Here is a 22516-nt window from a genome sequence, read left to right as displayed (position 1 = left end):
GTCGTGGCACAAAAAAATACCATACAAGCGCACACAGTCCCGACGGGACGACAGCGCAGTTGGCCTGGCCGCTTGATGACTGAAACAAGCGCCTGTTGTCGTCTTATAGGGAAGAATAAAAATGAACCATATCTACCGGCTGGTCTGGAGTGCCTTGGCACAAGCGTGGGTAGCTGTTGCAGAAAATGCAAGAGCGCATGGCAAAGCAACGCGGGCGGGTAGCTTGGCTGCGGCACTGGGAACGATGTTGATTGTGCCATCGGCCTATGCCGCGAATGCTGCCGATGCGACGGTCACACTGGGTAACGGCAGCGTCAGCACGGTAGGAAACACCACCACCATCAAACAGAATTCCCAAAACCTCGCCATCGACTGGGTCGGTTTGTCGACAGCAGCTAACGAAGCGCTGATCTTCAATCAGCCCAATTCTTCAGCCATCGCACTGAACCGCATTACTGGCTCCAGCCCGAGTACCTTACTCGGCAGCCTGACTGCGAATGGGCAAGTCTTCATCCTCAATCCGAATGGCGTGCTGTTTGGCGCAGGCGCGCAAGTCAACGTCGGTGGCCTGGTAGCCTCGACGCTGGGCATGAGTAACGCGGATCTGGAAGCCGGGCGCATGGTATTTGCGCTGGGTGGCAATACGAACGGTAGCGTCATCAATAAAGGCAAGATTAATGCAGCTGACGGTGGTTACGTCGCGCTGATCGCAGGTACGGTACGTAACGAAGGTGAGATCAATGCGCAGTTGGGTACCGCCTTGCTGGCTGCGGGCAATAAAGTCACGCTGAATATCAATAACGGCAGCCTGCTCGGTTACAGCATAGACCAGGGCGCGCTGAATGCTTTAGCTGAGAACAAGCAGCTGATACAGGCAAACGGTGGTCAGGTTTTAATGTCTGCCAAGGCCTTGAATAATCTGACCACCGCAGTCGTCAATAACAGCGGCCTGATAGAAGCAAAGACGCTGGAGAACCGCAACGGTCGCATCATGCTGATGGGCGATATGGATGTCGGTACCGTCAATGTTGCAGGCGCGCTGGATGCGAGTGCACCAACGACAGGTGACGGTGGCTTCATAGAAACCAGTGCCGCTCATGTCAAAATCGCTGACGATGCACTCATCACTACCAGGGCGAATAATGGCACTAGCGGTACCTGGCTAATCGATCCAGTCGACTTCACGGTGGCCGCCAGCGGTGGCGACATCACCGGCAAGGCACTCTCGACGCAGCTGGCGAATAACGGCCTGGTCACCATCATGAATACGCAAGGTGCGAGCGGCACGGCGGGCGACATCAATGTCAATGATGCGGTCAGCTGGGGCAGCAACAGCGTCCTCGAACTGATCGCGCAGCGCAATATCAACTTCAATGCTGCCGTGACTGCTACCGGCAACACCGCTGGTTTGAAATTGACGTATGCCGGTGACTACAAGGTCAAAGCACCGATCACTTTGAGCGGCAGCAACTCCACGCTGAATATCAATGGCAATAATTACACCCTGATACGTAGCATGTCGCAGCTGGATCTGCTGGATGGCTATAACGCGGTGACGAATACCGGGACGGTACGTCAGCTCAGCGGCTACTACGCGCTGGCACAAGACCTAGATGCAGCCGGTACGACCTATACCAGGAGTTTGCTGGGTAGTACCAGCAGTACAACCTTCCTTGGTACCTTTGCCGGGATGGGGCATACCATCAGCAACCTCACTATCAATGGGACAGGCGGCGCAGGTTTATTTGCGTTAATAGGCGCGGGGTCCGTGGTGCGTGACCTGGGTATGGTAGGCGGCAATATTTATGGTGCAAATGGCGATGTTGGCGCGATCGCCGGGCGCAACACTGGCGGCACCATCGATAATGTCTATGCCACTGGAGTGACGGTAGGTGGAACGACACGCATAGGCGGCCTGCTGGGTTACCTGAACGGTGGCACACTCAGCAATTCATACGCCAATGTGACGGTCGCTAGTGGCAATAGCAGCAGCGGTGGACTGGTGGGTACCAATAGCGGCAGCATATCCAATTCTTATGCCGAGGGAGAGGTAAACGGTGCGGGGCTGGTCGGTGGTCTGGTTGGCACCAATAATGCAGGCGCGTCGATTAGCCAATCTTATGCGAGCGGCAATGTCATCGGTAGTTTTGGCGGCAGTCGTGCCGGTGGATTGGTCGGCTTGAATTCCGGCTCTATCAGCTACGCGTATGCAACCGGTGCGGTGTCGGCGGATAGTCTGGCAGGCGGGCTGGTAGCGTGGAACTACCCTGGCGGATCAATCAGCAATGCATACGCCAGCGGCAATGTCACACTTGTTGCCAATCCGGCTCTTTCCGGTACCTATGCCGGCGGTTTGGTAGGTTTCGATAGCGCACCGACTAACAATGCAGTCTGGGATAGCAGTAGCTCTGGGCAGGTTGCTTATGCAGCGCCTAACGGTAGTGCCACTAATACTACTGAAGTCACTTCAGCCAACCGCTACCAGCACAGTGCTTATAACGTGCTGGGCACATGGCGCGAAACCGCGGCCGGTTCTGGCGTCTGGGTAGCCTATGACGGCAGCAACAATCCGCAATGGGTGATGGTCGAAGGCTCGACCCGTCCCTTCCTCTACAGCGAATGGTCGACCACGGTAGGCAACGCACATCAGTTGCAACTGATGGCCGCGAATCTTTCGGCAAATTACACCCTCGCTAAAAACATAGACCTCAGTACTGCGACCGGTAGCAATGCCAGTGGCATGTGGAGTACGGCTGGTTTTGCGTCCATCGGAAATTCGCAGGCCGCTTTCAGTGGAACGCTGGATGGGAAAAATCACAAGATCAGCAATTTGCGCATCATAAAACCTACGTCTGATAACGTCGGCATGTTTGGTGTGACGGCAATCGGCAGCAAGGTACAGAATGTCAGCCTGGTGTCCGCTGCTATCAGCGGGCAGGACCAGGTTGGTGGCTTGATCGGATATAACCGGGGCGAAGTAAGCAATGTTTCGGTGCAAGGGCAGGTTACAGGAGGAATAAGTGTCGGTGGCCTGGCCGGCCTCAACATGGGTACCATCAATGCCGCTTATGGCAACGTGACAGTTAGTTCACTGGCGGGCTTTGTTGGAGGTCTGGTGGGAGCTAATGGGGGAAGGATCAGCAATTCATATGCCGATGGCATTGTGAGCGGTGATCGGGATGTGGGTGGCCTGGTTGGCAGTAACTATACAGATGGCATTATCGACGGTAGCTATGCGGCAGGTCAGGTAAGCGTCTATCAAGGAGGCGGTGGCCTGGCCGGATCGAACAGGGGCAGCATTTCGAACAGCTATGCCGTAGCAAGTGTCAACGGTGTGGCTGTTACGGGTGGTCTGGTCGGGGTGAATGACGGCACCATTTCGAATAGCTATGCTAACGGCGCTGTGGCGGCTGGAGCTGCGACAGGCGGTTTCATCGGCATCAACAATGGCACCGTCAACAACTCGTTCTGGAATAGCGACACGAACAGCACAGGTGTGGTAGTAGGAACTAACAATGGCTTGACAGGTATCAGCAGCGCCCAGGCACAGCAGGCATCCACCTTCATGAATGCCGGTTGGGACATGGGCACAACTGGCGGTAGCTCAACCATTTGGCGTATCTATGACGGTCTGAGCGGACCTTTGCTGCGTTCTTTCCTTACACCTATTACGGTCAGCGCTACCACTCTCAGCAAGACTTACGACGGCAGCGAAACTACCGCCAACAGCTACACTCCCATCGCCGGAGTGACCCTGAACGGCAGCCTGGTTTTCACCAGCTCCAAAAATGCGGGCAGCTATAGCAGCAGCGCCGGTACCTTGCAGCAAGGCGGTTTGTATTCGACCCAGCAGGGTTACGACATCAGCTATGCCGATGCCAGCCTGACTATCAACAAGGCCAACCTGACCGTCACCGCGGGTAGCGCAAGCAAAACCTATGACGGCACGACCACAGCAGCCGGCACGATAAACGTGGGCACATTGGCCGGTGCCGGTGACCTGGTTAATTCCGGTGGATCGCTGGCTTTTGACGATAAGAATGCAGGCAGCGGCAAAACCGTCATCGCCAGCGGCGTCACCATCAAGGATGGCGCCAACAATGATGTCACCGATAACTACAACATCAGCTACGTCAACAACAGCACCGGTTCCATCGCGCAAGCGAACCTGACCCTGCATGTGACGGACGTCACCAAAACCTACGATGGCACGAACAATGCAGTGGCGGCACTGGCAGTGCAGAGCGGGCAATTGTACGGTCAAGATGAAGTGACGGCCAGCGGCTTTAGTTTCAACAACAAGGATGCCGGCAATAACAAAACGGTGAGCGCGTCCGGCGTCACAGTGAACGACGGCAATAACGGCAACAACTACAACGTGACGGTAGTCGACAGCAGCAATAGCACGATCAACCGCGCCGCGCTCACGGTGACGGCGAACGATGCCAGCAAATTGTTTAACAACCTGGCTTACGTTGGCGGCAACGGTGTGACACTGAACGGGCTGGTACATGGTGAAACCATAGCCGATCTTCAAGGCGCGTTGACTTATGGTGGCAGTGCGCAAGGTGCGACCGGCGCCGGCAGCTACATCATCTCGGCCAACGGATTAAGCAGTTCCAATTACGCAGTCACTTTTGTTGACGGTGCGCTCGTCATACGTCCGGTCGTATCCGCTCCGAGCGGCGCTGTTCCTGGTGAACTGCTTGCAGCCTACAACACGGCCATACGTAACAACAGCAATGATCTGCCTCAGGGTACAGACGGCAAGGACGAGGACTTGCAAATCGCAGCCATCACGCCACCCAAACCGAATGCTGCAGATCCTTCGCAAGCTACGCCGCGCCTGAGCATTTCTGCGTGCGGCATGACCTTGCCGCCGGCCGCGAACAATGGCGGTTGCTGATGACTACTTTATTCAAGTTCAGGTTTCCCATGTATAGCCATATCCGTAGCAAGAAAGCGCCGTTCCTGTGTGCGCTGACATTGACACTGCTGCATAGCGCAAACAGCACCGCGCAAATGCTGCCGAATGCCGGCCAGATCCTGCGCGAGTTGCAGCAACAACCCGAGCTGACCGCACCCAAAGCCGGGCCGACGCTGGAAGTGGAAGAACGGGCCCTGAATGCAAGTACCGACCAGGGCAGCAGTTTCGTCCTGAAAACAATCGCGATCACCGGCAACACGACATTTACGCAAGCGGAGCTGCATGCATTGGTAAGTGAGCTGGAAGGTGGCACCCGCAGCCTGAAAGATTTGAACCTTGCGGCTGAACGCATTACTTCGTACTACCGCGAGCAAGGTTACCCGGTGGCGCGTGCGTATTTGCCAGCGCAGGAAATCAAGGATGGTGCGGTAACGATAGCCGTCGTAGAAGGACGCATTGCTGCGCAACAGCTGAATAACAAATCACGCCTGTCCGATGAACGCGCAGCGGCCTATCTGGAGCGCTCCGGAAAAGGTGGAGTGATACGTAGCGACAGCATAGATCGTGGCTTGTTGCTGCTCAACGATACGCCTGGTGTAACGAATGCGCGCGCAACGCTGCAACCGGGTGCCAGCGTCGGCACTTCCGATCTGGTGGTGCAATTGGAGCCGGGCGCAGCCTACAGTGGCAACATCGATTTTGATAACTACGGTAATCGTTATGTCGGCGCCTATCGCCTCGGCGGGACGCTGAATATCAACAGCCCCTTGCAGATAGGCGATGTGTTAACTGCCAATGTGCTGACCAGCGGCAGCGGCCTCAACTACGGTCGCGTGGCTTATCAGCTGCCACTGGGTAGCGATGGTTTGCGCGTGGGTGCGGCTTATTTTGAAACACATTACGAACTGGCGAAGGAATTCAAAATGCTGAACGCGCACGGCAGCGCCAGCAGCGCCAGCGTGTTCGCGACGTATCCATTCATACGCAGCCAGTTCAGCAACCTGAACGGTACCCTGAGCTGGGAGCAAAAGAAGTTAAGCGATAGCGTGGATGCGACCGCTACCGTTACCGACAAGAGCGCCAGACTGGTGACGGCTGGTATCTTCGGTACGCGCCAGGATGCATGGGTTGGCGGTGGTATCAATAGCCTGAGTTTGTCTGCGATATTCGGCCAGCTTGATATCAAATCGCCGTCGGCACTGGTCATCGACAATGCGTCGGCCAAAACCAACGGTAACTACGCGCGCTGGTCATACAACCTGGCACGCCTGCAACGCATTACAGATAGCAATAATGTGTATGTAGCCGTCTCCGGACAGGAAGCCAGCAAGAATCTGGATTCATCCGAGAAGTTTGCGCTGGGTGGTGCCACCGGTGTCCGTGCATATCCGCAAGGCGAGGGCATAGGGGACGAGGGCGTGCTGGCGACTGTCGAGTGGCGTCATAGCTTCACACCCGCTTTGCAAGGCACGCTGTTCTACGATACCGGCTCGGTCAAGATCAACCACACACCGTTCGGCACAGCTGCATCGAATACGCGCACCTTGTCCGGCGCCGGTTTCGGTGTGAACGCTTTTTATGCGAATGTGCAAATCAAGGCATCACTGGCCTGGCGCGCCTATGGCGGCGCACCAACCTCGGTACCGGAGTGGAGCAGCCGTGGCCCGACTGCATGGTTGCAGGCCAGCCTGGGCTTTTAATACGGTGGAAATGCCGGTCGGCATCTAGTGACAAAATGAAGAGCGGCAAGTACCCTGTACTTGCCGTTTATTTTTTCCGGGAATGATGATGCCGAACACAAGCAATGATTTGAGCGCGCGTACGCGTCAACCTGATGACGTCAGCCGTGTGCTGGTGCAGGCGCTGGAGACAGGTGATATCGAAACCTCGCTGGCGGTGTATGAGCCGAGTGCCGTACTGTTTTCCAAATCAGGTCGTACCATGACAGGACTAGCTGAAATACGTAAAAACAATGCCGCGCTGATTGCACTAAAGCCGAAGTTCGAGATTGCCTTCATCAAATTCACGCTGAGTGGCGATGGCACATTGGCGACCAATCGCATGAAAGCGGATCTGTCGTGGAAGGATGCGGAAGGGAAGTTGGTGCAGGCCAGCGTGGACACACTGGAAGTCTTGCGCAAGCAGGAGGACGGCTCGTGGCGTTACATCATAGACGACCCGTATGGCAGTATGCGAGCCAACCTGAAAGAACGTTGATCGTGTTCAGGCCAGCCCGCCAGGTATAACGATGATTATGATTTAGCCTTGCTGCGACGGCTCAGGAAACGCTCGAGGTCCGAAGTGCGTTGTTCTGCGTGCAGGCGGGTGCAGCTGTAGTATTCGATATCTTTCAGGATGCTGCCCTTGTTGTAGATGCTGATGGTTTTGCAATCCTGCTCTACGAACTGGCTCCAGTCCTTTTGCGCGATACGCAATTGTTTCTTGGTCGCGGTGTAAGGAATGCCTTCCTGGTCCTGGTTAGGGATTTGTTTCAGCAATGCCTTGTAGACGGTATCCAGCTTCTCTTGCGCCTTTTGGCTCGCTTCCTTGGCGCAGGCTGTCATTTCTTGCGGTGTGCCTTTGGAGAGACAAGGATCAACTTGTTGTGCAAAAGCGGTTACCGGGAGCAAGGTCAAAAAAGCCAGTGTAATTTTATTCATCGTATCCCTGTCGAAAAGAAGTTGGTGCGTATATGTAGCTAGGTGTCGCGGACTCTAGGTCTGTAGATTACCGCGACAGCTTGCTTGATATTTTGATTAACGTCAATAAAACTGCTGCCCGGATCAGGTTTTCAGGCGATAACCGGTCTTGAAGATATACCAGACCGCTGCCATACAGGCGCTCAGGAATACCAGCGTCATCACGATGCTGACTGCCACACTGACATCCGATACGCCGTAAAAACTCCAGCGGAAGCCACTGATCAGGTACACCACCGGATTCACCAGCGCGATCTTTTGCCAGACATCCGGCAACATGCTGATCGAGTAAAAGCTGCCGCCGAGGAAGGCCAGCGGTGTGACGATTAGCATAGGAATGATTTGCAGCTTCTCAAAGCCGGTCGCCCAGATGCCGATGATGAAGCCAAACATGCTGAAAGTGACCGAAGTCAGGATCAGGAAGGTAATCATCCACAACGGATGTGCGATTTCAAAGCTGACAAACAGGCGCGCCGTGACCAGTATCAGTACGCCGAGGATGATGGACTTGGTCGCCGCTGCGCCGACATAGCCGATTACAATCTCAACATAGGACACCGGTGCCGACAAGATCTCGTAGATAGTGCCGGCGTACTTGGGCATGAAGATACCGAACGACGCATTGGAAATACTCTCCGTCATCAGAGCCATCATGATCAGGCCCGGTACGATGAAGGCACCGTAGCTGACGCCGTTGACTTCAACCATGCGCGAACCGATGGCCGCGCCGAATACGACGAAGTAGAGCGAAGTGGAGATAACCGGCGACGCGATGCTTTGCATGAGGGTGCGCCAGGTGCGCGCCAGTTCGAATTTATAGATGGCGCGGATTGCGTAGATATTCATGCTGGCGCCTTTACCAAATTAACGAAGATTTCTTCCAGCGAGCTCTGACTGGATTGCAGGTCCTTGAAGTCAATGCCGTGTTCGCCCAGCTTCTTCAGCAATTCGGCGATACCGGTTTGCTCACTCTGCGCATCGAAGGTGTAGACCAGCTCATTGCCATCGGTGGACAGTTCCAGCTGCCAGTTCGACAGCTCGTACGGTATGGTTTGCAGCGGTTGTTGCAGGTGTAAACGCAACTGCTTCTTGCCTAGTTGCGCCATCAGCGCGGCCTTGTCTTCGACCAGGATCAGCTCGCCTTTGCGGATCACGCCGATACGGTCCGCCATTTCCTCGGCTTCTTCAATATAGTGGGTGGTGAGGATGATGGTCACACCACTTTCGCGCAGGCCACGCACCATTTCCCACATGTCGCGGCGCAATTCAACGTCGACACCGGCAGTCGGTTCATCGAGGAACAGGATTTGCGGTTCATGCGACAGTGCCTTGGCGATCATCACGCGACGCTTCATGCCGCCCGACAGTGCAAAGATCTTGGAATCACGTTTGTCCCACAGCGACAGCGAACGCAGGACTTTCTCTATATGGGCATGGTCTTTCGGTTTGCCGAAAATGCCACGGCTGAAATTAACAGTGGCCCAGACGGTTTCAAATGCATCGGTCGACAGTTCCTGCGGTACCAGACCTATCTTGGTACGTGCGGCGCGGTAATCCTGCACGATGTCATGGCCATCGGCCAGCACGGTACCGCTACTCGGATTGACGATGCCGCAGATGATGCTGATCAGCGTGGTTTTGCCGGCGCCGTTCGGGCCGAGCAGCGCGAAGATTTCGCCGCGCCGGATTTCGAGGTCTATGCCCTTGAGTGCCTGGAAGCCGGACGCATACTGCTTGGTCAGGCCCTGGACGGAAATGATGGATTGCAAACTGCCTCCGTAATAGTGAACGGCGGCGCCAGGCGGGATACGCGGGCGCTGTCGTTTTGGATGTGTGTTGCTGATGCTGCGGTTGGCTGCAAATATACCGCTGCAAACTGACTAGTGCGTCATTATCGCAGTGTCACGATATCTTTGCTTTCGAGCAGTTTTTTATCGCTGCCGCGCCGGGCGACGATGAGCATGGCCTTGCCGACCTGTTCAGTGGTGGTGATTTGATGCGGGAAGATGGCGCGGAAGATGGGGAAGAGTGGCGCAGCCAGCGTGTAAAAGAACTGATAAAGCCGGGTTTTGGAGCGCACGCCGTGTAGCGGCTGGATGATACCGGGACGGAACATATAAGCGCGCAAGGGCAGGCGCAGCAGTGCGTTTTCTGTTTTGCCTTTGACCCGTGCCCACATGACCGCACCTTTTTCCGTGCTGTCGGTACCGGCACCGGAGACATACGTAAACACCATATTCGGATTCAGTCGGGCCAGTACCTGGGCGGCTGCCAGGGTCATGTCGTAGCTGATGCGGGCATAGTCAGCTTCTTTCATGCCGACAGAAGATACTCCAAGGCAATAAAAACAAGCGTCTACACCTGTTAATTCGGATTCGATGTTGCTGTAATCGTACAGATCGGTATGGATAATTTCACGCAGTTTCGGATGCTGTATTCCAGTCGGCCTACGTCCGAGACTGAGCACCTGCGTCACTTCCGGATCAAGCAAACATTCACGCAGCACACCTTGTCCGACCATGCCGGTCGCGCCAAAAATCAGTACTTTCATTTATTCCCCCGAATTCTTTCCCGATGGTATTTATTATCTGCGGCAATAGGTAGATACTTGTGTGTACGCAATACTCTTTTGCTAAAGATCCTTTACTAAAGACCGCTATTAAATAGGTACGGTTTTCTGATACGCAAGATGAATAGGGCCCCAGCGGCATGACATGTGTATGTTAGTGACTAAACGGATCTTATTATTGGTGACCCTGGCCATGCTCGCATGCGCCGGATGGGCACATGCCGGTACGATTGCGCTGGAGTCCGGACGCCACAGCTACCTGGTGCACAAGGTCGTCGATGTGGTGGAAGATCCGCACGCCCAACTGAACTTTGCCGATATCAGTAAAGGCAATGTTGCCTTCAAGGAATATCACACCGGGGTATTCAGTTTCGGTTTCACCAAATCGGCTTACTGGTTCCGCTTCGAAGTCGATAATCCGTCAGCGCAGGTACGCAATATGATGCTGGTCTTGCGTACCGCCTGGCTCGACGACATCAGCGTATACATACCGGAAGCTGCGGGCGGCTATCAGGTGGTACAGCTTGGGGACAGCTTGCCCTTCGCTGAGCGCCTGCATCCGAATCCGCAGTTCCTGGCAGACCTGCAAGTGCAGCCTGGCAAGCAAACCTATTACCTGCGCATCCGCAGTACCCAGGCTTTGCTGTCGCCGATAGAGCTGTGGGACGCACAGGCTTTCCATGACAATGACCGTTTGCTGCTCGGTTACTTCGGCATGTTCTACGGTGTGGTTTTGGTCATGCTGTTGTACAACGCCTTCATCTGGATTTCGACCTGGGATCGCAGCTACCTGTATTACTGCCTGTACCTGGCGGCGTTCTTCATTATGAATTTTTCGTATAACGGCTTTTCTTTCCAGTACTTGTGGCCGGATGCACCGCGCTGGGCAAACTGGACCTACACCAGCTGGGTGTTCCTATACCAATTGATGGCCATCATCTTTGCGATGGTGTTCCTGGAAACGGCCAAGCGCCTGCCGCGCATGCATCGCGTGCTGTGCCTGTTCCTGTATGCGATGGTGGCCGCATGGTTGCTCACCCTGGCTTTTGCCGACCCGGTCGTGCATAACGCGACCGGTGTGTACTTCGTATTCCTGTATTCGCCTTTGACTGCGGTGGCAGGCTTCCTGGTATGGCGTTCAGGCTTTCCTGCCGCACGTTTCTTTGTCATTGCGTCTATGGGTAACCTGGTCGGCGCGTTTATCACAGCAATGACGGTCAGCGGTTTCATGCCGTACAGCTTTATCAGTTTCCACGCGGTGGAGTTCGGCATCTTGCTGGACGTGATCCTGCTGTCGCTGGCGCTGGCGGACCGCATCAAATTCCTGCGTCTGCAAAATGAAGTCGCAGAAAAAGCCATCATCGAACAAAAACTGGAATCCAATGCCTTGTTGCAGCAGGCCAAGGATGACCTCGAGCGTATCGTTTCGGAGCGCACAGCCGAGCTATGCAAGGCGCGGGATGAGGCAGAACGCCTGTCGCGGATAGATGCGCTGACTGGTGCTTACAACCGCAGGTACTTCAATGAAGTGGCGACACTTGAGTTTGCCAAGGTGCGGCGTAATCATCATCCCTTGTCCATGATTTCCTTCGATATCGATATGTTCAAGCTGATCAATGACAACTACGGGCATGCGGCAGGCGATGAAGTAATCAAGGCCGCCGCCAGCGTCAGCAAGAATGCGGTACGCGAGATTGATTTTGTCGCCCGGATAGGGGGCGAAGAGTTCGCCATCCTGCTGCCGGGATCAACTCTCGAGCAGGCTGCGGCGACTGCCGAACGCTTGCGCGAACTGGTAAACACGACCGAAATCTATTACCAGGGCAAAAAACTGGCGTTCACTGCCAGCTTTGGCGTCGCCCAGCTCAAGGATAGTGACCAGAGCTTCGAAGCGCTGCTGCAGCGCGCGGATGAAATGATGTATAGGGCGAAGAACCTGGGACGCAACCGGGTGGCAGCCTGAACTGTCCTCTATGAGCAATAAAAAACGCCCGGTAGTTGCCGGGCGTTTTTACTCTACAGACTGCTTATTCAGACGCCGGGATTAACGGTCGAAAACTTCCTGCAGGCCTTTTTGTGTGCTGATGCCATGTTGCAGCGCCAGCATCAGCAGTATGCGTGCCTTCGCCGGTTTCAAATCATCCGCCATCACTGCGCCAGCCTCGAACGAGGTCTTGCCGCCACCCTGGAAGCCGTAGCTAGGCAGCACGCGGCCGTTATGGACGCGGGTCGACACCACGACGGCGACGTTTTTCGAGATCGCATACTTCACTGCTTCCAGCATGGCGACGTTCATATTGCCCATGCCCAGTGCCTGTACCACGATGCCGCGCACGCCGCGATCAACCGCGTTGCGCAAGGCTGCGCCATCGGCACCACCGTACATCGCAATGATTTCAACTTCCGGCATTTTGTCAGTGCGGATAGGGATATGCATGCGACGTAGCTGGGTGTAGGAGAAGGTCACGCGATCCGGATAGACTTCACCGAGGAAGCCATAGTCGCCGGACTTGAAGGTTTCAACGTTGGCGGTATGCGTCTTGGTGACGTAGCGAGCGGCATTGATCTGGTTATTCATGGCCAGCATTGCGCCTTTGTCCTTGGCTTGCGGATCAACTGCGATGCGCACCGCATTCAGCAGGTTGCGTGGGCCGTCAAAGTCGGACACCGACGCGTTGCGCTGCGCGCCGATCAGCACGATAGGCTTGTTCGACTTGACCGTCAGGTCCAGCCAGTAAGCGGTTTCTTCCAGCGTATCGGTACCGTGCGACACGATTACGCCGGAGACATCGCTGCGATCCAGCGCGGTTTGTACCGCCTTGGTCAGGCCGATCCAGCGTGGCGGATCCATATAGTCGGACGGCACGTTCGACAGATTGTTGACTTCGATGGTCGCGTACTTGGCGACATCCGGTACGGTCGCCAGCAAGTCATCACCGGAAATGGCGGGGACCGGTGCATTCTTGACCGGGTCTATCTTCATCGCAATCGTGCCGCCGGTAGCGATGAATTGCACGACGGGCTTGTTTTGCGCGAAGGCAGGCAGGGCAGCCAGGAATAGCAGGCTAATTGCGGTTTTCTTGAATGTATTCATCTGTCTCTTGCTCCATTATTTTTAGTGTTAGCCTCATCCAACGACCTTTAATGACGTTGCCATCATTACTTGCTTATGAAAATCCAAGCCCTTCATTAATACCATAATCTGACATATCAGAAACTCCCGTCGCGTTGAAAAATGCAGAAATATTTTGTGTGCTGACGCGACATCTTCGAAGCTCAGTTGCTGTCGTATTTAATCCAGAGGTCTTCTGCCGAGCGCATCACGTAGCCATCGTTGCGGCGCATGATGACGATGTTTTCATTCTCGCTGACGAAGCTGGTTTCCGGTAGCAGCGCCAGGCGTTCAGCCCATGATTTGCCGGTTTGTTGGTACGGATTATCCGCCATCAGGTCGGCCAGCAAGCTGAATAAGCCGAAGTAGCTGATAGGGTGCTTCACTTCCAGCGGCGGCCCTGCTTCCTTGTCGCGTTGCAGCCCGACCAGTTTGATGGCGACTGGTACCAGCGTCAGCCTGGGGCTGGGTATCTCACGTACTCCGGCCGCCTGCAGCGTATCGCCACGCATCGCTACACCGTGCGCCGGGATTAAGATGACGACGGTAGGGCGGCCGCTATGTTCGACTTGTTCGATAAAGTGTTCAAAGTCCTGCAGCAGCTTATCCAGCCGCGGCTTGTAACTTTGCACGCTGTTGACAGGACGGGCGTGGTCTATAGTGGTGCCGTCGTGCAGGGTGATGCTGTTGTAGTACAGCGCAACCGGCTTGGTGCCAGGATGCGCGTGGTGCTTGCTCCACCATTTGGATAGCACCGAAAAATCGTCATAGACCGGGGTGCCATCGAAGCCGTGCATGGTGACCGCGCCCCACTTGCCTTCAAGCGCGCGGGTACCGGCATAGGCGCTGAGGGTAGTGCCGAAATCGTTGTAACGGCCGTTGTGATTCATCACTGCGGCGGTGTCGTAACCAGCCTGTTTCAAGCCGGGGAAGAGCGCGCATCCGGGTGCTGCCGCTTCAGCCAGCACGCTATCGCTGGTTTGGCCACAGCTACCGCGCATCAGGCGCTTGGCCGCTGGCGTGCTATGGCTGGTCACGGAGTTGAAATTGAGCATTACCGCATCGAAGCGATTCAGGAATTTGGGATACGGTGCATCGACAAATGCCAGGTCATCCCAGCTCAGTTCGCCCGGCTGCAGGATCACGATATCGAACGGGTGTTTGGCGTGGGCGATGGACGGCAGGCTCAGTTGGCGGCTTTTTTCTGCGGTATAGAAGTTCTGCAACATGACAGTCGGGTCGCGCTCGCTGCCTTTTTCAGCGCTACCGGCCACGACCTCGATATTCGGGTTGGGCAAGCCAAAGTGCGCGAGTACAGGAATGCACAGGATGCCGACAAAGACGAAGCTGCTGAAGCGCAAACGGTTGGCCAGCAACGCATACAGCGCCACCATCGCTGCAAAGATGAGGACATACCAAAGGTTGATAAAGCGGGCCAGCAATTCCAGCAGGTAGTCAAAACTGTAGCTGCTCATGCGCGCAAGCTCTGCCAGCAGGCGTGCTGGTGGGGGCAGGCTGGATTCGTAATACAGCAGGGCGACGGCAGCGATGACGGCGATGCTTTGCTGGGCGATGCGCCAGCGCGGATGACGGAAGCTGAAGGTGACAAAAATCGCGAGCAGTAGATTCAGGAACCAGTTGAATTTAATCGCGTGGTTGAAATACAAGGCGAACTTGGCAAAAAAGTACAAGCTCCAGTATTGCATCTCAGGGCCCTGACTTGGATAGGTTGAATTGTGCTTAGCTAAAGGCGCGAAATCCAGGTACTGCCAAAATCAGTCTAACTACTGCCGAAGCCGCGGGTGATGCAAGGCTCAGCTTAAAGAGTATATTTTTTATCAACTTTCGTTAGCATACCCTTAGTTGCACTGCTGGTGGAAGTATTTGCAAATTGATATTTTCATGCGCAACGCGGCTTCTATATAAGAAGCCGCGATGGACGGGAGGGAAGCTGGCGGGAGTAGTTCAGGCAGCGTAGCGCTGCTGGTTTTCGGTCTTTTGCGGTGCTGGTGCGGCGTTGTCGGCATCTGTCGACAAACGCAGTTCTTGCGCTGCTGCCGGTTTGGATGCAAGGACGAAGGTGCGCAGCAGCCATTCACGTAACGAACGCTGGTTCTTCACATCCAGGCGGGCGGCGAGTAGATGGAGTGGATCGGGGACTTGTTGCAGCGTCAGGCTGACCGCTTTCTTTGGACGGATGAAAACACGCAGCAACCACAAGCCTGCATCATGCGGCCGCTCGACGCCCAATTGCGTTGCCAGCCAATGCGTCATGCGACGCGCACGACTTGCCAGCAGCGGATGAATCACACGCAAAGTGCCGTCGTCGTTGTTGACGGCGATGGGCTTGATGGAGAGAGGGCGGTGATTGGGTTTCATATCATTCTTTCCGTGGTCGATATGTTTACGGCTGTTACTGGCCTGCTTTCACCTTAGCAAAGCGTTTTGGCACTCACGAGTAAACGTTTGTTAATACGGGTGCAGAGTTGTGCAAAGCTAAACTTAACTTGTGTATTCAATAATGATCTCGGTCTTTGCGCGTGGTTTTCAGTACACGCCTGACTACCGCGCATGCCTCTCTATCGTTTTTGATATATGTCAAAGCGACTACGTCCGACCCTGCTTACACTCTGAACTAATCTGGATGCATCCATGTTGGACGCGTCCGGCAACAGGAGTGAGGTATGGAAGGAACGGTAGGATCGGCAGCACTGCTACCCGTAACGCAAACTGTGGAATTCGATACTGCGCTGATCAGGAAGCTGAGCCAGCTTGGGCCACGCTATACCTCGTATCCGACCGCAGACCGGTTCAATGCCGAGTTCGGTTACCGCGATTACCTGCAGGCGGTGACCGGTGCCACCGCGCGCGGCAATATGCATCCGTTGTCGCTCTACATCCATATCCCGTTTTGTGAATCGATTTGCTACTACTGTGGTTGCAACAAGATAGTCACCAGGGACAGGAGCAAGGCCGCCAACTACCTGATCTACCTGAAACGCGAAATTGAAATGCAAGGCAAGCTGCTGGCAGGTGCCAACCAGGTCGAGCAACTGCATTTCGGTGGCGGTACACCGACCTACCTCAGCGATGCGCAGATGGGCGAGCTGATGCAACACCTGCGTCGCTGGTTCAACTTTGCGCCGGATGCTGAGGGCGAATACTCGATAGAGGTCGATCCGCGTACTGTCACGCCAGAGCGCGTGCACAGCCTGCGCCGCCAGGGTTTCAATCGCATTAGCCTAGGCGTGCAGGACTTCGACGCTGAAGTGCAGAAGGCGGTGAACCGCATGCAGCCGGAAAGTGAAACCGTCGCGATTATCGATGCTGCGCGCGCTGCCGGTTTCCGTTCGGTCAGCGTAGACCTGATCTACGGCCTGCCGAAGCAAAACCTGCAGACGATGGAGCAGACGCTGGAGAAGGTGATTGCAGCCGATCCGGATCGTATCGCCATCTACAACTATGCGCATATGCCGCATCTGTTCAAGCCGCAACGACGGATCGCGGAAGCCGACCTGCCATCCGCCGAAACCAAGCTGGACATGCTGGCGCTGTGTATCAAGCGCCTGAATGATGCGGGCTACATCTATATAGGCATGGATCACTTTGCCAAACCGACTGACGATCTCGCAATCGCGCAGCGTCAGGGCAGGTTGCATCGCAACTTCCAGGGTTACTCGACGCATGTCGGTGCGGATCTGGTTTCCTGCGGCGTCTCCGCCATCAGTGCGATTGGTGCGACCTACAGCCAGAATGTCAAAACGCTGGATGAATATTACGAACACATAGAGCAAAACGAGCTGCCGATCGCACGCGGCATCAAGCTGAATATGGATGATTTGCTCAGACGCATCATCATCCAGATGCTGATGTGTAATTTCGAACTGTCGATTGCATCGATAGAGCTGGCGTACCCGATCACCTTCAACAGCTACTTCGCGACGGAGTTGCTGAAGCTGCGTGAGCTGGAGCAGAGTGGCTTGCTCACCATAGACGAAGAGTGGATCACGGTCACGCCGAAAGGCCGGCTCCTGATACGCAATATCTGCATGGTGTTTGATCGCTACCTGGCTTCTGCGCAGGCCGCAAAAGCTGACGATGGCGCGACGCAACCATTGCGTTACTCGAAAACGATTTAAAGACCGATCAATGACAGCTGTCGCACTCATACCCATCTTCATGTTAGGCCTGCTCGGCAGCCTGCATTGCATAGGCATGTGCGGTGGCATCGTGAGTGCGTTCTCGGCTGCGACAGGGCCCGCGAAGCCGCGACCCACTCGTCCATTTCCGGCTGTGGTCGTCACTATCCCTACCGTGCGTTATCAGGCATTAACAGCTGCGACGCACGTACTTGCTTATAACGCCGGGCGCATAGGCAGCTATGCCGTCGCCGGTGCTATCGTCGGCGGGCTGGCCGGTGGTGTACACAGCCTGATCAATATTTCAGCCATACAGGTGGCTGGCTACTGGCTGGCCAACCTGATGCTGGTGGCACTGGGTTTGTACCTGATGGATGCGTGGCATGGCCTGACCCGGCTGGAAGCATGGGGGCAGATACTGTGGTCGCGTTTGCGTCCGTTGATACAACCCTTATTGCCGATGGATAGCATGGGCAAAGCATTTGCCCTTGGTGGCATCTGGGGCTGGCTGCCGTGCGGCATGGTGTATAGCGTGTTGCTGACGGCGATGTTTTCCGGTTCAGCTTTATCGGGTGCCAGCGTGATGCTGGCTTTTGGCCTTGGTACTTTGCCTGCGCTGCTTGGCCTCGGCATGCTGGGCAGTCGCTTGTGTGTACTGGCGCAGCAGCGCAGTGTGCGCATCGCTTGCGGACTGATCGTGCTGGCTTTCGGCGTGCTGGGTTTGCTGCGCGCTAGTGGCATGGTCGCCAATGGCTGGCTGGATATCCTGTGCCTGACGCCACAGATCGGAGGGCATTGATGGACATGCTTGCTCAAGTTTACGACTGCTACCACTGTGGCTTGCCGTTACCGGCGGCGGGTGCGTGGAAGGTACAGATAGGCGGGGTCGCACGCGCGATGTGTTGTCCTGGCTGTGAGGCGGCGGCGCAAGCCATCGTCGACATGGGACTGGAAGATTACTACCGCACGCGTTCGGCCTTCGCTTCTACAGTAGACAGGCAAACATTGTTACCGCCTGAATTGCTGCTCTATGACTTGCCGGATGCGCAGCAGCAATTCGATCTGGATGCGGAAAGTGCCGAAGCAACGCTCACGGTGGAAGGCATACGCTGTGCTGCCTGCGTCTGGCTGATAGAGCGACGACTGGCACGTGTACCCGGTGTGCTGGCCGTCAATCTGAACGTGGCGACTGAACGTCTGTATGTGCGCTGGAGTAAAAGCAGCTGCAAGCCCAGCACAGTGCTGCAGGCTGTGCGCGATATCGGTTACGCCGCCTATCCCTACGATGCCGAGCGGCATGAAGCTCAATTGCGTCGTGCCGGTAAAACCCTGTTCCGCCAATTATTTGTCGCCGGTTTGTCGATGATGCAAGTCATGATGTATGCGGTACCGGCTTACATCGCCGACGACGGCACGCTGGATGCGGATATGGCGGGTTTGATGCGCTGGGCCAGCTTGCTGCTGACGATACCTGCGGTCTGCTATTCAGCCTTGCCATTCTTCCGTGGCGCGTATGGTTATCTGCGCCAGCGCACGCTGGGCATGGATGTGCCGGTTGCACTGGGCATAGCCGCCGCTTTCGGTGCCAGTGTGTTGGCGGTGTGGCGTGGCAGCGGTGAAGTGTATTTCGATTCGGTGACCATGTTCATCTTCCTCCTGCTATGCAGCCGCTATCTGGAACTGGTGGCACGACGCAAGGCAGCAGGTGCAGTGGAAAAACTGCAGCATGCCTTACCCGCATCGGCAGCGCGCATGCCTGCTTATCCCGGCAACCACCAGGTGGATGTGGTGGCCGCGGCACAGTTGCGCGAAGGCGATTATATCCTGGTCAAGCCGGGTGAGGCGATACCGGCCGATGGTGAAATCGTGGCTGGTGAAAGTTCGTTGGATATGTCCTTGCTGACAGGTGAGAGCGCTGCGATGCGCAAAGGTCAGGGCGATCAGGTGCCAGGCGGTGCGATCAATATTGCGCAAGTGATCGTGCTGCGTGTCAGCAAGCTGGCAGCTGACAGTACACTGGCTTCCTTGCTCAAACTCATAGAGCGCGCAGGCAATGGCAAGCCACGTATTGCACTATGGGCAGATAGTGTGGCGAGCTGGTTCGTGGCGGCCCTGCTATTGTTTGCCATCGCAGTATTCGCATTCTGGCAATGGCATGATCCGGCACGCGCATGGCCGATCGCGATTGCGGTGCTGGTGGTGTCATGTCCTTGCGCCTTGTCGCTGGCAACACCGACCGCGCTGGCGGCGGCGACCGACCGGCTGGTGCGGCAAGGCGTACTCCTCGTGCAGCCGCATGTACTCGAAGTCCTGCATCGCACTACACATATCGTGTTCGATAAAACCGGCACGCTGACAGTCGGTAAGCCAGCTTTGCAAAAAGTGCTTACTTTCGATGAAATGGAAAGTGCCGCCTGCCTGCAATTTGCAGCTGCCCTGGAGGCGAATAGCGCACATCCACTGGCGCAGGCCATCGTTGCGGCGGCTGACCTTACCTTGCTGCCGGAAGTGATCGCAGATGAAGTTGTCACGCAAGCAGGGCAGGGCTTGGAAGGACTGGTTGATGGCATCCCGTATCGTCTCGGCAATGCGGCCTATGTCGCAGAACTGACCGGCTCATCCATACAAGACCAGGTGCCAGCCGGAATGACGCCTGTGTACCTGGGTTGCAGCGGCACCTGGCTGGCACGTTTCGATCTGGCCGATGCTATCCGCAGCGATGCACAGCAAGTGGTACAGCACTTCCAGAAACTGGGCAAGCAAGTCATCCTGCTGAGCGGCGATCAGCAAGCGGTCGCGCAGTATGTGGCGGACCGGTTAGGCATACGTGTAGCGCATGGCGGCTGCCTGCCGGAGCAAAAGCTGGCCTACGTTCAGCAGTTGCAACAGCAGGGCGCTATGGTGGCGATGGTAGGCGACGGCATCAATGATGCAGCCGTGCTGCGTGCGGCCGATGTGTCATTCGCGATGGGCAGCGGTGCCGAGCTGGCGCAAACACATGCGGATACCGTCCTGCTGTCGCCAAGGTTGTCGGCTATAGCTGATACCGCCGAGCTGGCAGCGCGTACCATGCGCGTGATCCGGCAGAATCTGGGCTGGGCCACGGCCTATAACCTGATTGCGATCCCGGCTGCTGCGATAGGCTGGATCAATCCGTGGATGTCCGGCGTAGGCATGTCGCTGAGTTCGGCGCTGGTGGTACTGAATGCCTTGCGCCTGCGTCGCGTATCACGACTCAGATTCAAACCTGAACCGGCACGCCTGGCGCGTCCGCTGCGCGTGTAGGAGGGCAGATGGAAGCGCTTTATCTTTTGATACCGCTCAGTACTGGCCTGGTTTTCTTCGCGATCTGGCTTTTCTTCAAGGCGTCCGATGGCGGGCAGTTTGAAGATCTGCAGGGACCGGCCGAACGCATACTGCAGGACGACGACAGCACTGCAGGCTGATTCCATAATCATATTTGCTTTGATTAAACGACACTTGCTATCAGCATTGCTGATACAAGCGCATGTCGGATAAAAGCCGCGCCACGCCTGCTGTTTCACTTCCGTTTGATGCAAATCAAAACGCCAACACGCACTCGCACTTACTCTCTGATCATCATAGTGAGCTCTAAGGGGAGTGGTCAGTGGATACAGCACTTAATTACAACTACAAGGTCGTCAAGCAGTTCGCGATCGCGACAGTTGTGTGGGGCGTGATCGGCATGCTGGTCGGCGTCTTCATCGCGGCGCAACTGGCATGGCCAGCGCTGAATTTCGATATTGCGTGGTTGAGTTATGGACGATTACGTCCTTTGCATACGAATGGCGTAATCTTCGCTTTCGGTATCTGTGGCCTGTTTGCCACTTCGTATTACGTGGTGCAGCGTACCTGCCAGGTACGACTGTTTTCGGACAAGCTGGCGGCTTTCACATTCTGGGGCTGGCAACTGGTGCTGGTGCTCGCGGTGATTACGCTGCCTATGGGCTGGACCCGCGGCAAGGAATACGCTGAGCTGGAATGGCCTATCGCCATCCTGATCACCATCGTCTGGGTGGCGTATGCAGTGGTGTTCTTCGGCACCCTGATCAAGCGCAAGGTGCAGCATATCTACGTCGCCAACTGGTTCTTCGGCGCATACATCATCGCGGTCGCCTTGCTACACATCGTCAACGGTGCGGTGAGTCCTGCGTCATTGGGCAAGTCTTACTCGGCCTATGCCGGGGTACAGGATGCAATGATCCAGTGGTGGTACGGCCATAACGCGGTGGGCTTCATCCTCACCGCCGGTTATCTCGGCATGGTGTACTACTTCATTCCGAAGCAGGCAGAGCGTCCGGTGTATTCGTATCGTCTGTCCATCGTCCACTTCTGGGCGCTGATCTTCACCTATATGTGGGCAGGTCCGCATCACTTGCACTACACCGCATTGCCGGACTGGACCCAGTCCATCGGTATGGTGTTCTCGCTGATCCTGCTGGCACCGTCGTGGGGCGGCATGATCAACGGCATGATGACCCTGTCTGGCGCATGGCATAAATTGCGCTCGGATCCTATCCTCAAATTCCTCATCGTTTCTTTGTCCTTCTACGGTATCGCTACCTTCGAAGGTCCGATGATGTCGATCAAAACCGTGAATGCCTTGTCGCATTACACCGACTGGACCATCGGCCACGTGCACGCTGGTGCGCTCGGCTGGGTCGGCTTCATCACCATGGGCTCGATCTACTACCTGATTCCACGCCTTTCGGGCAAGAAGCAAATGTGGAGTACCAACCTGATCGAGTTGCACTTCTGGGTCGCGACCATCGGCATCGTGCTGTACATCGCCTCGATGTGGATCGCCGGTGTGATGCAGGGCCTGATGTGGCGTGCGGTGAATCCGGACGGCACCTTGACCTACACCTTTGTGGAAAGCGTGAAAGCGACTTATCCGTACTACGTGATCCGCTTTACCGGTGGCGCGCTGTACCTGGGTGGCATGTTGCTGATGGCTTACAACACCTTCATGACCATGCGTGACGGCGAAGCAGTAGCTGCCCGCATCCCGGTCGTCACGGCTCACGCCTGAACATCGCATATCGAATA

At 55.8% G+C, this 22516-nt stretch carries 16 protein-coding genes; 9 read left to right on the top strand and 7 right to left on the bottom strand.

The window, feature by feature from the left end:
* Positions 1-121 precede the first annotated feature (121 nt).
* From H7U06_RS10240 to H7U06_RS10230, 3 genes are all read left to right on the top strand, one after another.
* Positions 122-4906: an S-layer family protein gene (locus tag H7U06_RS10240; RefSeq protein ID WP_175626012.1), complete on the top strand. Its 4785-nt coding sequence runs from the start codon at positions 122-124 to the stop codon at positions 4904-4906.
* Positions 4906-6627, top strand: coding sequence for a ShlB/FhaC/HecB family hemolysin secretion/activation protein (locus H7U06_RS10235; RefSeq protein ID WP_175626011.1), 1722 nt, complete (start codon positions 4906-4908; stop codon positions 6625-6627). The genes H7U06_RS10240 and H7U06_RS10235 overlap by 1 nt, the downstream gene beginning before the upstream one ends.
* Before the next feature lie 88 nt (positions 6628-6715).
* On the top strand, positions 6716-7144 hold the full coding sequence (locus H7U06_RS10230) for a DUF4440 domain-containing protein (RefSeq protein WP_175626010.1): 429 nt from the start codon (positions 6716-6718) through the stop codon (positions 7142-7144).
* A gap of 35 nt (positions 7145-7179) precedes the next feature.
* On the opposite strand, the gene H7U06_RS10225 is transcribed toward H7U06_RS10230, so the two are convergent.
* The 4 genes from H7U06_RS10225 to H7U06_RS10210 all read right to left on the bottom strand — a co-directional run bounded on the left by H7U06_RS10225 (position 7180) and on the right by H7U06_RS10210 (position 10177).
* A complete protein-coding gene (locus tag H7U06_RS10225) occupies positions 7180-7587 on the bottom strand; it encodes a lysozyme inhibitor LprI family protein (protein WP_175626009.1) in 408 nt (135 codons plus the stop codon).
* A 123-nt stretch (positions 7588-7710) separates the two neighbouring features.
* Positions 7711-8472, bottom strand: a complete 762-nt coding sequence (locus H7U06_RS10220) for an ABC transporter permease (protein WP_124574014.1) — start codon at positions 8470-8472, stop codon at positions 7711-7713.
* Positions 8469-9395: an ABC transporter ATP-binding protein gene (locus H7U06_RS10215; RefSeq protein ID WP_175626008.1), complete on the bottom strand. Its 927-nt coding sequence runs from the start codon at positions 9393-9395 to the stop codon at positions 8469-8471. Before H7U06_RS10215 ends, H7U06_RS10220 begins: the two co-directional genes overlap by 4 nt.
* Positions 9396-9517: 122 nt before the next feature.
* Positions 9518-10177 carry an NAD-dependent epimerase/dehydratase family protein gene (locus tag H7U06_RS10210; protein WP_175626007.1) on the bottom strand — a complete coding sequence of 220 codons (660 nt, stop codon included), beginning with the start codon at positions 10175-10177 and terminating at the stop codon, positions 9518-9520.
* 169 nt (positions 10178-10346) lie between these two features.
* On the opposite strand from H7U06_RS10210, the gene H7U06_RS10205 reads away from it, so the two are divergent.
* Positions 10347-12158, top strand: coding sequence for a diguanylate cyclase (locus tag H7U06_RS10205; protein WP_175626006.1), 1812 nt, complete (start codon positions 10347-10349; stop codon positions 12156-12158).
* Positions 12159-12239: 81 nt separating this feature from the next.
* Here H7U06_RS10205 and H7U06_RS10200 read toward each other — a convergent pair whose 3' ends face one another.
* From H7U06_RS10200 to H7U06_RS10190, 3 genes are all read right to left on the bottom strand, one after another.
* Positions 12240-13289 carry an asparaginase gene (locus H7U06_RS10200; protein ID WP_175626005.1) on the bottom strand — a complete coding sequence of 350 codons (1050 nt, stop codon included), beginning with the start codon at positions 13287-13289 and terminating at the stop codon, positions 12240-12242.
* Between the two features lie 182 nt (positions 13290-13471).
* Positions 13472-15013, bottom strand: coding sequence for a cellulose biosynthesis protein BcsG (gene bcsG, locus H7U06_RS10195; protein ID WP_175626004.1), 1542 nt, complete (start codon positions 15011-15013; stop codon positions 13472-13474).
* Positions 15014-15272: 259 nt separating this feature from the next.
* On the bottom strand, positions 15273-15686 hold the full coding sequence (locus H7U06_RS10190) for a hypothetical protein (RefSeq protein WP_175626003.1): 414 nt from the start codon (positions 15684-15686) through the stop codon (positions 15273-15275).
* Positions 15687-15991: 305 nt separating this feature from the next.
* Here H7U06_RS10190 and hemN point away from each other — a divergent pair, with 305 nt between their 5' ends.
* The 5 genes from hemN (at position 15992) to ccoN (ending at position 22499) form a co-directional block, all read left to right on the top strand.
* Complete coding sequence (hemN, locus tag H7U06_RS10185) at positions 15992-17446, top strand: oxygen-independent coproporphyrinogen III oxidase (RefSeq protein WP_175626002.1); 1455 nt, start codon at positions 15992-15994, stop codon at positions 17444-17446.
* A gap of 10 nt (positions 17447-17456) precedes the next feature.
* Positions 17457-18245: a sulfite exporter TauE/SafE family protein gene (locus H7U06_RS10180; RefSeq protein ID WP_175626001.1), complete on the top strand. Its 789-nt coding sequence runs from the start codon at positions 17457-17459 to the stop codon at positions 18243-18245.
* Between the two features lie 5 nt (positions 18246-18250).
* The gene (locus H7U06_RS10175) at positions 18251-20731 is read left to right on the top strand and encodes a heavy metal translocating P-type ATPase (RefSeq protein ID WP_370458615.1); all 2481 of its coding nucleotides are present in this window, start codon (positions 18251-18253) and stop codon (positions 20729-20731) included.
* An 8-nt stretch (positions 20732-20739) separates the two neighbouring features.
* Positions 20740-20892, top strand: coding sequence for a cbb3-type cytochrome oxidase assembly protein CcoS (ccoS, locus tag H7U06_RS10170; protein WP_124574024.1), 153 nt, complete (start codon positions 20740-20742; stop codon positions 20890-20892).
* Between the two features lie 182 nt (positions 20893-21074).
* Entirely contained in the window at positions 21075-22499 is a 1425-nt protein-coding gene (gene ccoN, locus H7U06_RS10165) for a cytochrome-c oxidase, cbb3-type subunit I (RefSeq protein ID WP_175625999.1), read from the top strand.
* Positions 22500-22516: the final 17 nt, after the last annotated feature.

The sequence above is a fragment of the Herminiimonas sp. Marseille-P9896 genome (genome assembly GCF_903993245.1).
Taxonomy (GTDB): Bacteria; Pseudomonadota; Gammaproteobacteria; order Burkholderiales; family Burkholderiaceae_D; genus Oxalicibacterium; species Oxalicibacterium contaminans.
Note: the sequence above shows the minus strand (reverse complement) of the source record. Positions and strands in the feature narration are given on the sequence as shown.

Excerpts from the sequence above, each read along its gene's own strand:
- H7U06_RS10190 (WP_175626003.1), bottom strand. The coding sequence starts at position 15,686 with ATGAAACCCAATCACCGCCCTCTCTCCATCAAGCCCATCGCCGTCAAC.
- bcsG (WP_175626004.1), bottom strand. The coding sequence starts at position 15,013 with ATGCAATACTGGAGCTTGTACTTTTTTGCCAAGTTCGCCTTGTATTTC.
- H7U06_RS10240 (WP_175626012.1), top strand. The coding sequence starts at position 122 with ATGAACCATATCTACCGGCTGGTCTGGAGTGCCTTGGCACAAGCGTGG.
- H7U06_RS10230 (WP_175626010.1), top strand. The coding sequence starts at position 6,716 with ATGCCGAACACAAGCAATGATTTGAGCGCGCGTACGCGTCAACCTGAT.
- hemN (WP_175626002.1), top strand. The coding sequence starts at position 15,992 with ATGGAAGGAACGGTAGGATCGGCAGCACTGCTACCCGTAACGCAAACT.
- ccoS (WP_124574024.1), top strand. The coding sequence starts at position 20,740 with ATGGAAGCGCTTTATCTTTTGATACCGCTCAGTACTGGCCTGGTTTTC.
- H7U06_RS10210 (WP_175626007.1), bottom strand. The coding sequence starts at position 10,177 with ATGAAAGTACTGATTTTTGGCGCGACCGGCATGGTCGGACAAGGTGTG.
- H7U06_RS10205 (WP_175626006.1), top strand. The coding sequence starts at position 10,347 with ATGTTAGTGACTAAACGGATCTTATTATTGGTGACCCTGGCCATGCTC.
- H7U06_RS10180 (WP_175626001.1), top strand. The coding sequence starts at position 17,457 with ATGACAGCTGTCGCACTCATACCCATCTTCATGTTAGGCCTGCTCGGC.
- H7U06_RS10200 (WP_175626005.1), bottom strand. The coding sequence starts at position 13,289 with ATGAATACATTCAAGAAAACCGCAATTAGCCTGCTATTCCTGGCTGCC.
- H7U06_RS10225 (WP_175626009.1), bottom strand. The coding sequence starts at position 7,587 with ATGAATAAAATTACACTGGCTTTTTTGACCTTGCTCCCGGTAACCGCT.
- H7U06_RS10175 (WP_370458615.1), top strand. The coding sequence starts at position 18,251 with ATGCTTGCTCAAGTTTACGACTGCTACCACTGTGGCTTGCCGTTACCG.
- H7U06_RS10220 (WP_124574014.1), bottom strand. The coding sequence starts at position 8,472 with ATGAATATCTACGCAATCCGCGCCATCTATAAATTCGAACTGGCGCGC.
- H7U06_RS10235 (WP_175626011.1), top strand. The coding sequence starts at position 4,906 with ATGACTACTTTATTCAAGTTCAGGTTTCCCATGTATAGCCATATCCGT.